Here is a 15,850-nt window from a genome sequence, read left to right on the forward strand (position 1 = left end):
TCGCTGCTGCGGGGGGGCGTATGCCGGTAGCGAACGGCGCGTGATTCGCTGTCGAGGCTCGCGGCGAGGCGCGCAAGTCGCGGGGTGCACCGATCGCTTGCATCCCGTGCGCCGCACGCTGCGCGCAGGTGATTGTCCGCCTCCCGTGCAGCTGTCCCTAGTGCATCACCTTGGCCAGCACCTTGGCTAGCTTCGCGGAATCGATGGGCTTGGACACGTGGGCGTTCATGCCGCTGGCGATCGAGCGCTTCACGTCCTCGGCGAACGCGTTCGCGCTGGTTGCCACGATGGGGATCTCAGCGGCGTCGGCGCGGTCGAGACTGCGGATGCGGTGCGCGGCGGCAAGGCCGTCCATGACCGGCATCATCACGTCCATCAAGATGACGTCGTAGCATCCCGCGGGGGATTGCTCGAACGCGTCCACCGCTTCCTGGCCGTTCATCGCCTTATCCACGGTAAAGCCCATGTCGCCGAGCACATACGCGATGATCTCCATGTTCAGCTCATTGTCCTCGGCTACCAAGGCGCGCTTCCCGGTGAAATCGACCTGCTCGGCGTCTGTGCGCGACGACTTGTCGGCCGATTTGGCTATCGCCAGGGGAATCTCGAAATAAAACGTGCTGCCATGCCCCAGGCGGCTGTTCGCGCGGATGCGATCGCCCATCATGAGCACGATGCGGTTGCTGATGGCAAGCCCCAGGCCCGTGCCCTGTTGGCGGGCGTCCGTGGTGTTTACCTGCTCGAACTTGGCGAAGATGCGCTCGATGTCCTCCTCGGCGATGCCCACGCCCCGATCGGTGACGGCGAAATATACGCTTGCCGTTCGGGCGTCGCTCGCCTGGACGCCGTCGCCCGCCGCCTGCGCGCCGGTATTAGCAGCCTCGCAGCTCGCCGGAAGCGCCCCCGCGGCTCCGGCCCCCGCAGCCCCGGAACCTGGCGTCAGCGCTCCGGCGCCGTCGTCGGCCGGCCGCTCCTCGATGGTCACCGTGATCGTGCCGCCGTCGTGCGAGTACTTCACGGCGTTGCCCACCAGGTTGATGAGCACCTGGTCAAGGCGCAGCGCGTCGCCCGTGAACCAATCGTGGCGCATGCGCATGTCCACGACCAGCTTCTGGTTGCGTGCGGCAAGACGGCCGGCGCACACCGCGTTCAGCTCCTCGACCACGTGGTTCATGCTGAACGGCGCGTCGCCGAGCAGCATCTTGTCGTTCTCGATCTTCGTCATATCCAGGATGCCGTTGAGCAGGTCGAGCAGGTACAGCGACGACGCATGCACCTTGTTCAGGCAGTCGACGCGGCGTGCGTCGTCCTGCCCCGGGCGCAGGGCGATCTCGGTCATGCCGATGATGCCGTTCATGGGCGTGCGGATCTCGTGCGACATGCGCGCAAGGAAGTCGGACTTCGCCTGCGCCGACTGGTCGAGGTCCTCTTGGTTGATGCGGTTCTGGATGATGGTGCCGACTTCGCGCAGGGTCCTTGCGGTTTCCTCGTCGTCGAAACCCTTGCCATCGCCGTTCAAGAAGAACACGGCGCCCGAGTATTTGCCTGCGTTCGTCATGGGGAACGCCACGCCGTCGGCGTAAGCGTGCGCCTTTTCGCTCATGGCGAAGACGGGCATCTCGTATACGGGGCGCAGCAGCCCCTGCTCGCCGAATCGCTGCAGCGTGTCGACGGCCTCCCGCGAAAGCGGGAACACGGCGCTCTCGTCGATGCCCGGGATGGGGCCGAAGAAGTAGCGCACCGATGCCGTCTGGTAGTCTTCTTGAAACGACGTGATGAACAGGTTGGTCACGTCGAGCTTCTCGTTCAGCCGTCGCATAAGCAGGTCCATGCCCGCCGCCAGCGAAAGGCGCCTATCGAGCAGATTCAGCGTCAGGGCGGGCAGGGTCATGTCCTCGACATGGCCGAAAGAGGATATGGGGTCGAACGGCTTCGGCCCGTATGCGTCATCCATTGACGGCTCCCAGCAAGCGCAAATCGCACGATGGCTCATCGACGCCTGAAGCGCCGTTCGCGCTCGGCGAAGCAACTCGTGCGTGCTCCTAACGTCGCTTGACGAGGCGATGCCCGCGTGAAGCCCCAGTTCCAGCACTCCAGGGCGTACCAATTTCGCGAACCTTCGTTGCAGCTCGGCTACCTCGCTGACGGCGTCGTCGGCGTGTTTGCCGGGGACCCAGCAGACGAACTGCCCGGCGCCGGCGCGCACCAGGATGGCGTCGTGGTTGCCCTTGTCAAGATTGAATGCGCGCGTGACCTTGGTCAGCTCGTTGAGCAGCACGTCGCCGAAGGGGATGCCGTAGTCGCGCACGATGCTTGCGAAACCGTCGATCTCGATAGCGGCAAGCTGTCCCGCAGCTGCGCCTGCGCGCGCTGCGGCGATGACGCCCATGCCAGGTTCGAAGCGATATGCCGTCGTTGCGGGATCGAGCTCTTGCTTGCGCGCGGATTCGATTTCGCGGCGCTTCCTGTCGTCGATGTCGTGGATGACGCATACCATGCAGTCCTGCCCGCTGGCGGCGTCGTCCACGCGCGATGAGCTCACCTCAAGCCAACGTCCTTGCGGCAAGTGCTCGGTCACGACCTCCACCTGGATGCTCGTCTCCTGCATCCGGTTCACGGCCTGCTCGATGGCGTCCACCGCCTCGGGGTTCGCGCTTTCGCGGCGGAACAGGTCCCAGAAGCACGCGGAATCGAACTCGCCGTCGTTGGGGGAGTTCGTGATCTCGATGGCTCCCGTTTCGGGATGGTAGGTGAAGAATGCGTCGTTCGTGCCCTTAACGGCCAAGCGATAGCGCTCCTTCTCCTCGTTGAGCTTGCGCTGCTTCTCCAGGCCGTCCTCGGTGAGGTCGAGGATGACGTCATGGAGCTGGTCGACCTCGGCGACGGAGGTGCGGAACGCGTGCAGCTTCTCCATGCCTCCCTGGACGCTGTCGATCAGCTCCCTGAGCGGTCGGTTGATGGCGCGCGAGACCAGCACCACCAGCACCAGGCATCCGACGGTGGTAAGGCCGATGGTGACGCCCAGTCGGTGGTACAGCGAGTTGCCTGCGGCGAAGATGGAGTCCTTGGAGAACAGCCCGACGACCGCCCAGCCCGTGTCGTCATAGGGCACGATGCCCGAATACAGCTTCAGCGGTTCGGCGATGGCGTACACCTGTTGATCGCCCATGGTAACGCCTTCGACTTGCATAAGGCCCGCATTGCGCGTTTCCTCAAGCGTGAAAGCGGGTCCTTCGGCGTTCACCGCGTTATAGAGCGCGCCGTTTCCCGTGATGATCCGGTACGAGCCGTTGCCGTCTGCCAGCGCAAGGGCGTAGCCGCCGGCTTCGCTGCCGTAAAGTTCGGATATGGGGAAGCACGTGTCCGCCAGATACGCGGTGGACACCTCGATTCCCAGCACGCCGTACACCTGCCCGTCGAGCATGAGCGGCACCGAGTAGGCGATCATCCGGTAGCTGTCGCTCGGATTGCCCTCCAGCACGAACGGCGGCGACCAATACGCCATGGCCTTCGCATCGGCTCCCGGGTTTTGCAGGGCGGCCTCGTAGGGCTTGTAGAAGAAGTCGTCGGCGCTGCGCACGCCGCTGCCGGCAAGGTGCAGCTTCGGTGCCCAGGTGTTGTCAAGGGCGATGGACGCGTTGCGGGCGATTTCCTTGTCCCCGCGCTTGAGCAGCAGGTCGGAATGGGAATCGGAGTTGCCGGTGGGGTCGGAGTCGCGCAGGAAAGCCCCGATATGATCTTGCTCGACGGAAAGGTCGCCATCGTTTCCCAGGATCAGGTACACGCCGCTGGTGGTGTTTGATCCGATAACGGAGAGCAGCCGTGGGAAGGTATCGGCAACGAAGGCATCCTTCTGGCTGTCATCGGCAAGGAAGCCCGGCACATCGAGGCCCGACTGGGCAAGCTGGTCGGAAAGGGCGGAGTTGAGGGCGACAGTCTCACGGGAGATGCCCGCCCAGCTTTTGACCATGGCGCTTTCCAGGTTCACCCTGCGGTTGTCCACCGCGCGTGCGTCGATGGAGATGGCGTTGTCCTCAAGCGTGCCCTTCACGCCGCTGAACGCGAGTACCGAAATGGGCAAGGCGCCCTGGATCAAGACGATCACGGCCAGCGAGACCATGAGGGCTCGAAGGAAGGATATCTTTCGTTTTCCCTTTGCCGCACCTGCGTCAGTGCGCTTGCGTTCGTTATGCACTTCTTGCTACTCCGTACCCTCGGCTGCGGCTTGAAGCTGCTGGCAGAAGGAGGCGTACCATTGCTCGAACGCGGCATCGCCCACGTACGGCTCAAGAGCATCGGCGCGCGACTGGCCGGCGGCCATGGCCGCCTGAACTGCCGCTTTGTCGGCGGTTGCCTTATCGTTGAGCGAATGGTCGAGCACCTTGCGCGCGGCATAGGCGTTGTCGAAGCTCTTAAGCGAGTACAGCTCCACATCATCGAAGGAGTCCATGGCCATGGCGATGCAGTCGCGGGTCTTAGGGCTCACGGAGAGGTTTTCGTCTCGAATCGCGCTATCGAGCTCGTCGATGTTGTTCGCGTCGGTTCGCACGGGCAGGTACGAAGACGTTGCCGCGAAGTGCAGGTTGTTCTGCTTCTCCGTGAACCATTTCAGGAACTCGCAGGAAGCGTATTCGTGCTGCTCGTCTGATTTCGCCACCGCCATGCCGGCGCCTTGCTGAGGGGCCACGGCGTTTCCGCCCTCGAAGGTGGGCGGCATGATGATGCAATAGCCGATCTCGTGCGTCCCGTTGTCGTCGACCACCCGGTCGGGGAAGTACGCCGCCGATGCGGTGGAGCCCGTGTAGCAGATGATGTCGCCTGTCTTCACGTCGTCGGAGCGGAACTTGCCCACGGCGTCGAAATAGCCGCTGACGTAGGGGGCGTAGTAGTTGTCCCACAGGCGGTGAACCTTTTCCTTGTCGGCGTTGACCTGGGCTTTGCCGCTGGCGTCGGGCGCGAGCAGGTCGACGCCCATTTGCCTCATGCCGATGATGAAGTAGTTGGACAGGGAATCGCGGCCGTAGAACGCCTTGCCGTCGTCGGGGACGTCGGGCGTCAGCGCATCGGTGTATTCGTAATAGCGCTTCGCGGTGGCGGCGATGCCTTCCTGCGTTGCCAGGTCGTCGATGGTGGCGCCGGTGGCCTGGGCGAACGGCGCCCAGTCCGTTTCATCGAGCATGGTCACCTCGGTGGACTTCGCCACTGGCAGAAGGTACAGGGAGTCGTCGTTATCGAAGCGGCCCTCATCAAGGTAGTCGGGCACATAGTTGGACAGCTCATCGGGCGTGAAGTAGTCCGTCAGATCGACGAGCTTGCCCTGCTGCTGCACGTTATAGGCCGTGTCGGCGTAGGAAGAGAACACGTTGGGCATCTCCTCGGCGCCGACTTCGCCCGCCGACGAGTTCGAGATGGCCTTCTCCAGCTCGGGAACCGACCCTTGGGTCTTGCTTTTCACGTAGATGCCCTTTTCCCTGCCCACGGTGGAGTTGAACTCGGACACCAGGCTGTCGAAGGACGCCTGCTGGGCCCCGTTGTAGTAATCCCAGACGGTGATGGTGGTGGGGTTGCTCGGGTCCAGCGTGACGGCGGCTTTCCCGCCATCGCCGGCGCAGCCGGCGGACAGCGCAGCGGCCAGCGCGCCAGCAAGGGCGAACGCGGCAAGCGCGGCTTTTCGTGAGCGGGCGCGGTGCGCGCGGCGGCTACGACGGCTGCCGGTAGCAGCGCCTTCCTGGCTAACGCCTGCTGCGCGGCGGTTGGTGCGCATGTGCATGCTGGGTTCCTCCTAGTGCTTGGCCGGCTCCGTATCGGCGCTGGTCGAAAGTTCCGTATCGGTTGGGCGAGCTTCTGCGGCTTCGGCGGCCGGGCGGGCGGCGGGATCGCTACCCGCGTTGTTGCCTGAGCCGTCGCCGCCCTCGTCGGCGAGGTCGGCGCCTGCGGCATCGGCCCCGTCGGATTTGTCAGCGGGGTGCCAAATCCCATCATACCCGTTAGCGCTCACGAAACCATCGATTCGCCCTGTTTCGCCGGCGGATTTTACGTTCGGCAGGGCATCCGGCCCGTTCCCCGGCGGCGCGGCGGGGTCTTCCTTGTCCGCGGTATCGACGACCACGGTGGACGGCGGCTCGACAGTTCGTCGGTGCGTTGCCGGTCGTCGAGCAGGCGCTCGGGCTCGGCGCTGTGGTCGCGGGCGAGCTCGATGATGCCCTTGATGGCGCGCCGAGGGTGCCGCGTGTTGGTCGAGGATCGCGGCGTCGCTGCGTCATCCGGCGCGCAACTGCGCTGATGCTGTCGGGTTCGCCCGCTTCTCCGGCGTGTCGTTTACAATGGGCGGCATATGCAGGAAAGCCTGGTTGGAGGGCGGGCACATGCCCGTGCCGCATCGGACGGATGCCGGCCGCGCGGGGCGGATGCCCGCGGCGCGCCCGATCGCGTCCGCGCAACCAGGGCGAAACGGCTAGAAGCGAAGGAAACCTTATGAGCGATATCGATGTGCGCGCCGAGCTTGCGCATTGGATTGAGAACGTGCAGGATGCCGACCTGGCGGCCGAGCTGACCGACATGCAGGCGAAGGCCGACGCCGGCGACGAAGCCGCGATGACCGACGCCTTCTTCCAGAACCTGTCGTTCGGCACCGCCGGCTTGCGCGGCGTGCTGGGCGCCGGCACGAACCGCATGAACATCTACACGGTGGGCCGCGCCACGCAGGGCTTCGCCGATTACCTGAACGCGAACTTCGACAACCCCTCCGTGGCCATCGCCCGCGACAGCCGCAACAACGGCGAGCTGTTCGTGCGCACCACGGCCGCCATACTGGCCGCCAACGGCGTGACGGCCTACGTGTACCCGCGCATCTCCCCGGTCCCCACGCTTTCGTGGGCCGTGCGCGACCTGGGCTGCTCGGGCGGCATCTGCATGACCGCCAGCCACAACCCCGCGCCGTACAACGGCTACAAGGCCTACGGCCCCGACGGCTGCCAGATCACCAGCCAGGCTGCCGCCGCCATCTCCGCGGCCATCGCCGAAACCGACGCGTTCGCCGGCGTGAAGTCCATGGACTTCGACGATGCCGTGGCATCGGGCAAGGTCAAGTGGATCGAAGACGCCGTGCTCGAGCGCTACTACGACGCGGTGCTGGCGCAGTCGGTGAACAACCTGTCCGACGAGCAGATCGCCGCCGCGCCGCTGAAGCTGGTGTACACGCCGCTCAACGGCACGGGCCTGGTCCCCGTTACCACGGTGCTCGCGCGCGCCGGTGTCTCCGACGTCACCGTGGTGCCCGAGCAGGAGCAGCCCGACGGCAACTTCCCCACGTGCCCCTATCCCAACCCCGAGATCCGCGAGGCCATGCAGAAGGGCATCGACCTGTGCGAGCAGGTGCATCCCGACCTGCTGCTGGCCACCGACCCTGATGCCGACCGCGTGGGCGTGGCCTGCAAGGACGGCAACGACTACACGCTTCTGACCGGCAACGAGATGGGCGTGCTGCTGCTCGACTACGTGTGCCGCATGCGCGCCGAGCGCGGCGAGGACCTGACGCGCAAGGTGGCCGTGACCACCATCGTGTCGTCGGCCATGGTCGATGCGCTGGCTGTGGAATACGGCTTCGAGCTGCGCCGTTGCCTGACGGGCTTCAAGTACATCGGCGACATCATCACCGAGCTGGCCGACGCGGGCCAGGCCGACCGCTTCATCTTCGGCTTCGAGGAGAGCTACGGCTACCTGTCCGGCGACCACGTGCGCGACAAGGACGCCGTGAACGCCAGCCTGCTCATCTGCCAGATGGCGCAGGAGTACAAGTTGGCGGGCAAGAACCTGGCCCAGGCCATGCGCGACCTGTACGCCAAGCACGGCTGGTGGCTCAACCGCACCGTGTCGCTGTCCTACCCCGGCGCCGACGGCGCGGCGAAGATGGCCGACCTCATGGCGGGCCTGCGCACGAACGCGCCGGCCGAGCTGGCTGGACGCAAGGTCGAGGCCGTGGTGGACTACCAGCAGGGCGTAAACGGCCTGCCCGCGGCAAACGTGGTGGAGTTCGACGTCGAAGGCGGCAACAAGGTGATTGTGCGCCCCAGCGGCACCGAGCCGAAGATCAAACTGTACGTGTTCGCGAAGGACGTCAGCCGCGAAGCTGCCGACGCGCTGCTTGACCAGCTGGAAGCCGCCGGCCGCGAACTGCTGGCGTAACGCGCCCCGCAAGCGAAAACCCGCCCACAACAAAGGCGGCGACACCAACCCCTGGTGCCGCCGCCTTTTTCTATCCGTTTACATCTTCAAGCGGCCTGATAGCGTAGTTGTCGATGTCTTGGCTGGTGTGCACGATACGCCAGACGGTAAGCCATTCGTCATCGAACGAATAGAAAATGCAGTGATGTCCGACAAGCCAGGTGCGGTACATCTTTCGGTCAAGGTTATCGTCTGAAAAGGGCTTGCCCATGGTGGGCATGGCACAAAGATCTGCGAGCGCTTGTGTAATGCCGTCGAATAAACGCTTTGCAGCTTGCGGTGCTTGGCGAACCTCGCCCAAATACACAACAGCCGACTCCAGATCAACTGCCGCACGCGGTCGATAGCGAACGTGACGTATGGGTTGTGGCTGGTTCTCGGGTTGTGCGGGTTCAGCTGATTGCGATTGCTGTTTAACCCGTGTGCCTCTTTCAGTGGTTTTTGCCGTGCGCGTTTTTTGCGCGGCGGTATTGCCGCCCATTACACACCCCACTTGTCAAAAGCGGTCTTCAGCCGTTGCTCGAGTTGCTGTGGGCTAACGCATTCTTCTTGATAGCGCGCTTCAATTTCTGCTTCGCGCAGTTTTTGAACATAGCGGTCGTGCTCCTGCTGTGCGCGATAGGCATCGCAATCGATGACCATGAGTGTAGCTTTCCCATTCTTCGTCATGAAAATAGGCTCTTGCGTTTCTTGAGCCATGGCGCACACATCGTTAAGGTGCGTGCGAAGGTCGCTGATAGGGCGGATATTCGGCACGGACGCTGACATTGTGGCTCCTATCTATAATATAAACATCAATAAATATGTAATAAATAATAGCACAAATAAATGATATTAAGAAGAGTGACGCGGATTCGGCAGCGAAATACGGATGGATTGTTGAGGCTTGCGTTGGACGGCGCGGCGTTCGTGTCGGCGTAGGGGCGTTTCGTGGCGAATGGGGAAGGCCGCGGCGCTTGTTGCCGATGCGTCTGCCGCGCCCGCGCGGGCTGCCTATATAATTGCAAAGGTTACACGGTTGCAAGGCCGCGCGGCCTTGTTCGCCAACATAGCTTGAAGACACGTAATCGTCGCAGAAGCGCGTTGCGCTGGCTCCAAGAGAATGAATACGCATGCGAGTGCGCCTGCTGAAGGCGCAGTGTTTTTGTGCGCTTGCTGCCTGCGGAAACGCGGGTCGGTGGGTGCGCGGAAGCATTGCGGCTGCAGCAGGCACACGATTGAGCCGGCGAAGGCTAGCGTGGCGAAGCCATGCCCTTTTGCGGTCCCAGCTTCCTTGCATGCACATTCTCTTGGGGCTGGCGCGCGCTGGAAAGTGCAGCATGACCAGCATCAACGATAAATGGTACGTCGGCCAGGTGCTTGCAGGCAAAGAAGCGTCCTCACTTTCGCAATGCCGCAAGCTTATCGACCCGTCCATTTTGCACGAGTCGTTCGTGCCCGAATTCGAAACCATGTGGAAAAGCAGCGCCGGCTGGCGTCCCGAGCGCCGGCTGCTGTTTCCGGGCTACTTGTTCTTCGTGACCGACAACATCGAGGCGCTGGCCGCCGGGTTGACGAACGTGCCGAACCGCGTGCGCATCTTAGGCGACGAGGAGAACTCGTTCATGGCGCTTTCCGATGCCGAGCGCGACTGGTTCCTGGCGTTCATCGACCAGGACCGCGTGGTGCGCATGAGCGAAGGCGTCATCGAAAACGACCAGGTCAGAATCACGAAAGGCCCGCTGATGGGCAAGGAAGCGCGCATACGGAAAGTCGACCGCCACAAGCGTTGCGCATTCGTGGAAGTGGACATGTTCGGCCGCAAAACCACCGCCCGCGTCGGCCTGGAGATCGTACGCAAGATGTAGCCTCAAGCGCTCCACATGCAGCCAGATACAGAACGCCCGCAGGTTATTCGCCTGCGGGCGTTCTACTTTCGGGGGCGGGGCGGCGCCCCAATTCCTGAAATTATGTGAGCCTTTGTTTACAAATTTCGCGGCTGTGCGATAATTAGTTAGTAATAGTAAACATTTGGTAGCATTTGTTACCGAAGCAGGAGGCAGGCGCGCGCATGGGAATCAGGTTGGAAGACATTCGTCCGCTGAAAGCGTCGCCGGTGTTTCGCGGCATTTCCCAAAAGGACCGTTTCGAACTGCTGAAAGAGATAGACGCTCGCATCGTGGAACTTGGCGAAGGCCAGCTGCTGCGCCGCGCGGGCGACAAGCTGGACTTCTACCCGGTGGTCATCGAGGGTAGCGTGCTTGCTACCATGCCGCAAGGCGGGCAGGACCGCCCGGTGGCGCAGTTCGGCCCGGGTGAGTCCTTTGCCGAAGCGGTGCCGGCCACGCTGAAGCACACGCCCGTGAACATCTGCGCGCAAGAGCCCACGCGCATCCTGTGCATCCCCGCCAAGCAGCTGGAGGCATGCACGAATCCGCACGCGTTTTTGGTGCGCGAGAACCTGTCGGCGGAGATGTCGAAGAAGATCGGCGTGCTGACGAAAACTCTGTCGGTGGTGGGCGAGCCGCGCCTGTCCGACCGCATCCTGGCGTACCTGCGCACGCTTCCCGCTGACGCCGACGGCCGCGTTGAAATCCCCGTGAACCGTCAAGAATGGGCGTCCTACCTGCGCGTTGCCGACAAGTCGCTCATCCGCGAGCTGCGCGCCATGCAAAACGACGGCCTGCTAGAAGTAGACGGCCGCCACATCCGCGTGCTGTAAGCGGTGGGGCTTGCGTTTCTTTAGCTATGGCCGCTTTGCCCTTTCCGACGGATATTTGACCACAATCGCTATGACCTTCCCGTTGCGAACCGGTTCATGCCCAAGTTCGCCTCCCGGGACGACTTCGTTGGCGATAAGGTGGTCGGTGATCGTCTCGAACAGCCAATCTGCTGCCGACTCTGCGGCCTCTTCCAGCGTGGCGCCGAATGTACCTCCGCTCATGTCGCAGGGAACGGCAAGCATATAGTCGTCTGAGCTATAGAATTCAAACTCGCGTACGTAAATCATGTGCCTTCTTTCTGCCTTCGGCCTCTTATCGTAGGTCTGACCTGTATCGTCCTTTCGGACGCGCCTTGCGTGCGTGGAAAGCCATGACTCGATATGCGCTCGGTCGATCTTCGGTGCATCCGGCATAGGCAACCCCTCATGAAAATAATTGAGCCTCGGCGACTCGCATCAGCGGTCGTACCGGGGCTAAATGCGGTGCATTGTACCATATTTTGATTTGTGAAGGTCCCTGCACGGCATTTAGACGGCGAACATCTCCTGCAACATATATCATATCAAACAAACGTTCGATATACAAGAACAAATGTTTGATATTTAGTTCGAATCATGTCATGAAAATCTGATTAACCGGGTACAATAATCGACCGAGAATAATCAAAGCCCTTTTGCCGAAACCGTCCGCCGTCCTTCCTCCCGGTCGGCTTGATGGCCGTCAGCCCGCGAGGGCTGGAAGGTCGGGGCGAAGGTGGGGAATGGACAGATCGGCCCGTTTCGGGCTATCGCCCCAAACGCTATTGACTTAATGGGCGGGATGCCGCAAAATGAGCAAAGCGATTAGGTTCCAGATACTCGCGAGGACTGGAATCGGGGGGAGGACCTTCGGGCCCTCCCTTTCATTTTTCTAGGAGGGCCCCCTTGGCCAAGGATTTCCTCACATACGGCCAGCAGGTTGACAAGCTCGTCAACGAAAAGGGGCTCGCCGTGCCCGACCGCGGCTATGCGATAGAGACGCTGAAGCGCACGAGCTACTTCGCCCTCGTGAACGGCTACAAGCAGCCCCTCAGGGATCCGATGACCCGCAGGTACAAGCCCGGCACCGAGTTCTCCGACATCGTCGCCCTGTTCGAATTCGACGCCCGCCTCCGTGGGCTGTTCATGGAGGCCATCGTCCGGGTCGAGCGCAAGCTGCGCAGCTCAATCTCGTACGCGTTCTGCTCGAGGGAGGGCAGCGCGCAGGAGCGCTACCTTGACCCGGCCAGCTACAGCGACGCGCGGAAGCACCGCGGCGGCGTGGCGCGCCTCGTGAAGATCATGGAGGGAATCGCCGTGCGAAACGACGAGTATCCCTATATAGTCCACCAGCGAAGCAAATACGGCAACGTCCCGCTCTGGGCCGTCGTGAACGCCATGACGTTCGGCCAGACGTCGAGGATGTACGCCTACCTTAGGCATCCCATGCGGGCGGACGTGGCCAAGCAGTACGAGCACGTCAACGAGAGGGAGCTCGGCCAGCACTTGAAGGTGCTGGTGCTCTACCGAAACTGCTGCGCGCACGGCGAGAGACTCTTCTCGCACAAAGTCTACTCCGACGTCCCCGACACGCCCCTCCATGCTAAGCTGGGCATTCCCAAGAACGGCGAGCAGTACGCGATGGGCAAGCGCGACCTGTTCGGCGCGGTCATCAGCCTGCGTTACCTGCTGCCCCCGGACCAGTTCCTGCCCTTCAGGCGCCAGCTCGCGCGGCTCGTCGACGGGTTCGCGCGCGATTGCGCGGCGATCGAGGCCGACGAGCTCCTGGACCTCATGGGTTTCCCGAAGAATTGGGCCGACCTGACGCGCTACGGGCTCTGATCGTCGCGAATCAGCCCGTTGCGGGTGCTGCCTTGCATCGATTTGCGCAGTGGTAATGACTATATTGGCCGTGGTCGACCGATATCAACGCAGATGGCGTCGGCTTCCAGCCCCGAATCGTCGCGGTAGTAGCGCACCGGCACGTCGTCAAGCAGGTCGAGCGTGCGCGCGTACGCCGAAAGGTCGCGCATGCAAAGGTTCTCGAACACCAGGCTGAACGTTTGCCAATCGTTCAGGAACGCCTCGGGCGACATGCCCAGCAGCGCCGTGGCTAGGCTGGGATTTTCCTGTCGGTTGGACTCGGATTTTCCCATTGGCGTAATTCGGATTTTCCGTTGCTTAGGGTTCGGAAAATCCGGAACAGCTTGCTGTCGAAGGTGCCGTGGCGCTTATGGACAGCGAGCGCGCGGCTGTGGCGGGCGTCGTGCCGGAGGCGGAACTCGCCGCTTTGCCGTCGTCCCGCATCGAATTTCGCGAGCGATGGCGTTTTACCCCTTGACCTGGGGAAAGTGACATTTGTTACCTTTGTGCAAGATTTTGGCGAAAAAGGAAGCGATGTCGAACTTTTTTCTTGTGTTTTGGGTAACCCTCGGCATACAATAAGCCCTGTCGAATCAGTTATCCGTGTGTGACATGCCTGATGAAACACCCTGTTAACCTGGGAAAACGGCATCGTCTCGCGGGGCATTCTGTTTCGGGCATCGTGCAAGCAAGCATGCCGCAAGGTGGGCAAGACCGCCCGGTGGCGCAGTTCGGCTCGGGCGAGTCGTTTGCCGAGGCCGTGGCGGCGACGCTTAAGCATACGCCGGTGAATATTCGCGCGCTTGAGTCCACGAGCATATTGTGCATCCCCGCAAAGCAACTCGAATCGTGCACGAGCCCGCATGCGTTTCTGCTGCGCGAAAACCTGTCGACCGAAATGTCGAAGAAGATAGGCGTGCTTACGCAAACGCTCTCCGTGGTGGGCGAGCCGCGTCTTTCCGACCGCATCATGGCGTATTTGCGCACGCTACCCCAGGACGCGGACGGTCGCGTAGAGGTTCCCATGAATCGCCAGGAATGGGCCACGTATCTGCGTGCCGCCGACAAATCGCTCATTCGCGAACTAAGCACCCTGCAAAAAGAAGGCATCCTAGAAGTAGATGGCCGCTTCATTCGCGTGCTATAGGTAGTAGCCCCTCGGCTAGGGGGACGCCAAGCGCGATCTGTATCACCAAACATCCGTTCGGAACACAAGAACAAATGTTTGTGAATCTTTACGAGTTGACGTGTTCGCCGACCGACATACCCCTCTGACCTGGGGTGACATATGTTACCCTTGGAGAAGATTTTGTCGAAAAAGGAACCCATTTCGAACTTTTTTCTTGTAATTTCGGTAACCCCAGGCTTACAATAGCAGCCGTCAAGCCAGTTACCCGCGTGTTACTTGCCGGCTGGAGCGCCCTTTCAACCAGGGCGAACACCGAGCTCGCGCGGGCAAGCGCACAATCCCTGCAACAACCCAATCCCTCACGCAACGCGGGCGCGCGTCTGTCTTGTCGTACCCAGATTCCACATGGCGGGGCCTTTCCGGTCCGTCGCGGGATGCCTTGGGAGCCGAGGATGCGGCATCGGCGCTCAAGGTTGCGCCACCAAATATAAACAAGCCGCAAAGAAAGGGTGATTCGCTATGAACACCGAAATGATTTACACGCGTCGAGGTTTCGTCAAGATGGCCGCCGGCACCGTTGCCGCCGCCGCACTGGTTGCCGCCGGTGCCGAGTCGATCGACTTCAGCAAGGCGTTTGCGGCAACGTCGCTGGACGGACTGGATAAGTCGAAGACTTACACGATCACCGCAAACCTTTACGTGCCGGCTGAATTGAACGCGGTTATCCATATGGATGCGTATCTGACCAATTTGACCACTCCTACGTTGTTTGGCGCTCGTCCGACTACTCCCGTGACGGACAATGCGGTGCTGTCTTTCGATGCTGACAAGAAGCCGGTCATCACGATTAATCAGCTCAACAATACCTTTGGCCTGTACTATATCGACCCCGCTTCAAGCAACGGTGGTGCGACGGTGACGCAGCAGGGCGAATACCTTTGGAACAAGGGCGGGCATGTAAATCGCATTCAGCCGATTGGGTTCACCATCAACGATGTCTCGCTCGAGAATTACGAGTTTGGCGCAAAAGAATATGCCGACTTCTCTTTGGCGCGTGGAGACAAGGAATGGAAGGTCACGCTGATTATCGATTGGGACTCCATCAAATAATTAGCGACGTTTAGCAGACTGGGCAACACTTCTGTATTGGAAGCGTTGCCCTTGTTTGCGATTAAGAGAAAGGAGGGTAGAGTGAGTTTTTCGAACAAAAAGCAGCGCCTGTTGGATGGGTTTATGCGGATTGCGTTATCCGTTTTGCTCGTGGTTTCGTTCTGGCCTGCTTCGGGGGCGCTTGCTTTTGCTCAGTCGTCTGAGGATGACTCCGTCGGCGCGACTGCATCCCAGGCCCGCGACTACAACTACCTCAACGACCTGTCGAAGCTCCACACGCCCAACGGCGGGTTCGTCTGGATGCTCGGCGTCAACACCGCCGACGCGGACATGCCGTCCCCGCTCGACCTGGCCGCCGGCTCGTACGGCGAGTTCTTCGACTTCGCCGCGCCCGCCGACGCGCAGGCCGCCCGCGACGCGGTGGCCGCGCTCTACGACGGCGTGGACGGGTCCAACGTGTCGGTGGGCACCTTCGAGCTGCCCGGCGGCAAGCAGATGCCCGCCGACGCCGAGCTGACGGCGTGGTGGCTGGGCGGTGAGAACGCCGACCCCAAGGTGGACCCCTCGAAGGTGCGCGCCTTCAGCTGGGACGGCTCGTCGCTGACCGAGCTCGCGGTGACCGTGGGCGAGGAGCCCACCGGCGCGCTCGGCGGCGCGAAGCTGGCGCAGGTGTCGCCGGAGCCGGGGCGGGCCCTGGTGCTGGTGGACACCACCTCGCTGACCGAGAAGTCCCAGGCCCGCGACTACAACTACCTCAACGACCTGTCGAAGCTCCACACGCCCAACGGCGGGTTCGTCTGGATGCT

At 62.0% G+C, this 15,850-nt stretch carries 14 protein-coding genes; 7 read left to right on the top strand and 7 right to left on the bottom strand.

Going from position 1 to position 15,850, the window contains the following annotated elements; translation table 11 throughout:
* Nucleotides 1-157 precede the first annotated feature (157 nt).
* From Q0D52_RS08525 to Q0D52_RS08535, 3 genes are all read right to left on the bottom strand, one after another.
* Nucleotides 158-4,120, bottom strand: a complete 3,963-nt coding sequence (locus tag Q0D52_RS08525) for an ATP-binding protein (RefSeq protein ID WP_294382003.1) — start codon at nucleotides 4,118-4,120, stop codon at nucleotides 158-160.
* Nucleotides 4,121-4,201: 81 nt separating this feature from the next.
* Complete coding sequence (locus Q0D52_RS08530) at nucleotides 4,202-5,770, bottom strand: extracellular solute-binding protein (protein ID WP_294382005.1); 1,569 nt, start codon at nucleotides 5,768-5,770, stop codon at nucleotides 4,202-4,204.
* Nucleotides 5,771-5,782: 12 nt separating this feature from the next.
* A complete protein-coding gene (locus Q0D52_RS08535) occupies nucleotides 5,783-5,998 on the bottom strand; it encodes a hypothetical protein (RefSeq protein ID WP_294382008.1) in 216 nt (71 codons plus the stop codon).
* 476 nt (nucleotides 5,999-6,474) lie between these two features.
* On the opposite strand from Q0D52_RS08535, the gene Q0D52_RS08540 reads away from it, so the two are divergent.
* On the top strand, nucleotides 6,475-8,184 hold the full coding sequence (locus Q0D52_RS08540) for a phospho-sugar mutase (RefSeq protein WP_294382011.1): 1,710 nt from the start codon (nucleotides 6,475-6,477) through the stop codon (nucleotides 8,182-8,184).
* Nucleotides 8,185-8,254: 70 nt separating this feature from the next.
* Here the strand turns inward: Q0D52_RS08540 and Q0D52_RS08545 are convergent, their stop codons facing one another.
* Nucleotides 8,255-8,704, bottom strand: coding sequence for a type II toxin-antitoxin system RelE/ParE family toxin (locus tag Q0D52_RS08545; protein WP_294382014.1), 450 nt, complete (start codon nucleotides 8,702-8,704; stop codon nucleotides 8,255-8,257).
* Nucleotides 8,704-8,991 carry a type II toxin-antitoxin system Phd/YefM family antitoxin gene (locus Q0D52_RS08550; RefSeq protein ID WP_294361633.1) on the bottom strand — a complete coding sequence of 96 codons (288 nt, stop codon included), beginning with the start codon at nucleotides 8,989-8,991 and terminating at the stop codon, nucleotides 8,704-8,706. The genes Q0D52_RS08545 and Q0D52_RS08550 overlap by 1 nt, the downstream gene beginning before the upstream one ends.
* A gap of 551 nt (nucleotides 8,992-9,542) precedes the next feature.
* Between Q0D52_RS08550 and loaP the strand changes: the two genes are divergently transcribed.
* Together loaP and Q0D52_RS08560 are read left to right on the top strand one after the other, a co-directional pair.
* Nucleotides 9,543-10,070 (top strand): antiterminator LoaP, encoded by a 528-nt coding sequence (gene loaP / locus Q0D52_RS08555; protein ID WP_294382016.1) that lies wholly within the window; start codon nucleotides 9,543-9,545, stop codon nucleotides 10,068-10,070.
* Nucleotides 10,071-10,273: 203 nt separating this feature from the next.
* Nucleotides 10,274-10,924 carry a Crp/Fnr family transcriptional regulator gene (locus Q0D52_RS08560; RefSeq protein WP_294382021.1) on the top strand — a complete coding sequence of 217 codons (651 nt, stop codon included), beginning with the start codon at nucleotides 10,274-10,276 and terminating at the stop codon, nucleotides 10,922-10,924.
* Between the two features lie 24 nt (nucleotides 10,925-10,948).
* Here Q0D52_RS08560 and Q0D52_RS08565 read toward each other — a convergent pair whose 3' ends face one another.
* Nucleotides 10,949-11,212, bottom strand: a complete 264-nt coding sequence (locus Q0D52_RS08565) for a hypothetical protein (protein ID WP_281624425.1) — start codon at nucleotides 11,210-11,212, stop codon at nucleotides 10,949-10,951.
* A 636-nt stretch (nucleotides 11,213-11,848) separates the two neighbouring features.
* Here Q0D52_RS08565 and Q0D52_RS08570 point away from each other — a divergent pair.
* Entirely contained in the window at nucleotides 11,849-12,784 is a 936-nt protein-coding gene (locus Q0D52_RS08570; protein ID WP_294382028.1) for an Abi family protein, read from the top strand.
* Between the two features lie 59 nt (nucleotides 12,785-12,843).
* Here the strand turns inward: Q0D52_RS08570 and Q0D52_RS08575 are convergent, their stop codons facing one another.
* Entirely contained in the window at nucleotides 12,844-13,098 is a 255-nt protein-coding gene (locus Q0D52_RS08575; RefSeq protein WP_294382031.1) for a DUF4143 domain-containing protein, read from the bottom strand.
* Nucleotides 13,099-13,499: 401 nt separating this feature from the next.
* Here Q0D52_RS08575 and Q0D52_RS08580 point away from each other — a divergent pair, with 401 nt between their 5' ends.
* The 3 genes from Q0D52_RS08580 to Q0D52_RS08590 all read left to right on the top strand — a co-directional run.
* Nucleotides 13,500-13,952: a Crp/Fnr family transcriptional regulator gene (locus Q0D52_RS08580; protein WP_294382033.1), complete on the top strand. Its 453-nt coding sequence runs from the start codon at nucleotides 13,500-13,502 to the stop codon at nucleotides 13,950-13,952.
* A 501-nt stretch (nucleotides 13,953-14,453) separates the two neighbouring features.
* Nucleotides 14,454-15,044, top strand: coding sequence for a twin-arginine translocation signal domain-containing protein (locus Q0D52_RS08585; RefSeq protein WP_294382036.1), 591 nt, complete (start codon nucleotides 14,454-14,456; stop codon nucleotides 15,042-15,044).
* 81 nt (nucleotides 15,045-15,125) lie between these two features.
* Nucleotides 15,126-15,850 (top strand): hypothetical protein (locus Q0D52_RS08590; RefSeq protein ID WP_294382039.1); only part of this gene is annotated, 725 nt, incomplete at its 3' end.

The sequence above is a fragment of the uncultured Senegalimassilia sp. genome (genome assembly GCF_934630535.1).
Lineage (GTDB): Bacteria > Actinomycetota > Coriobacteriia > Coriobacteriales > Eggerthellaceae > Senegalimassilia.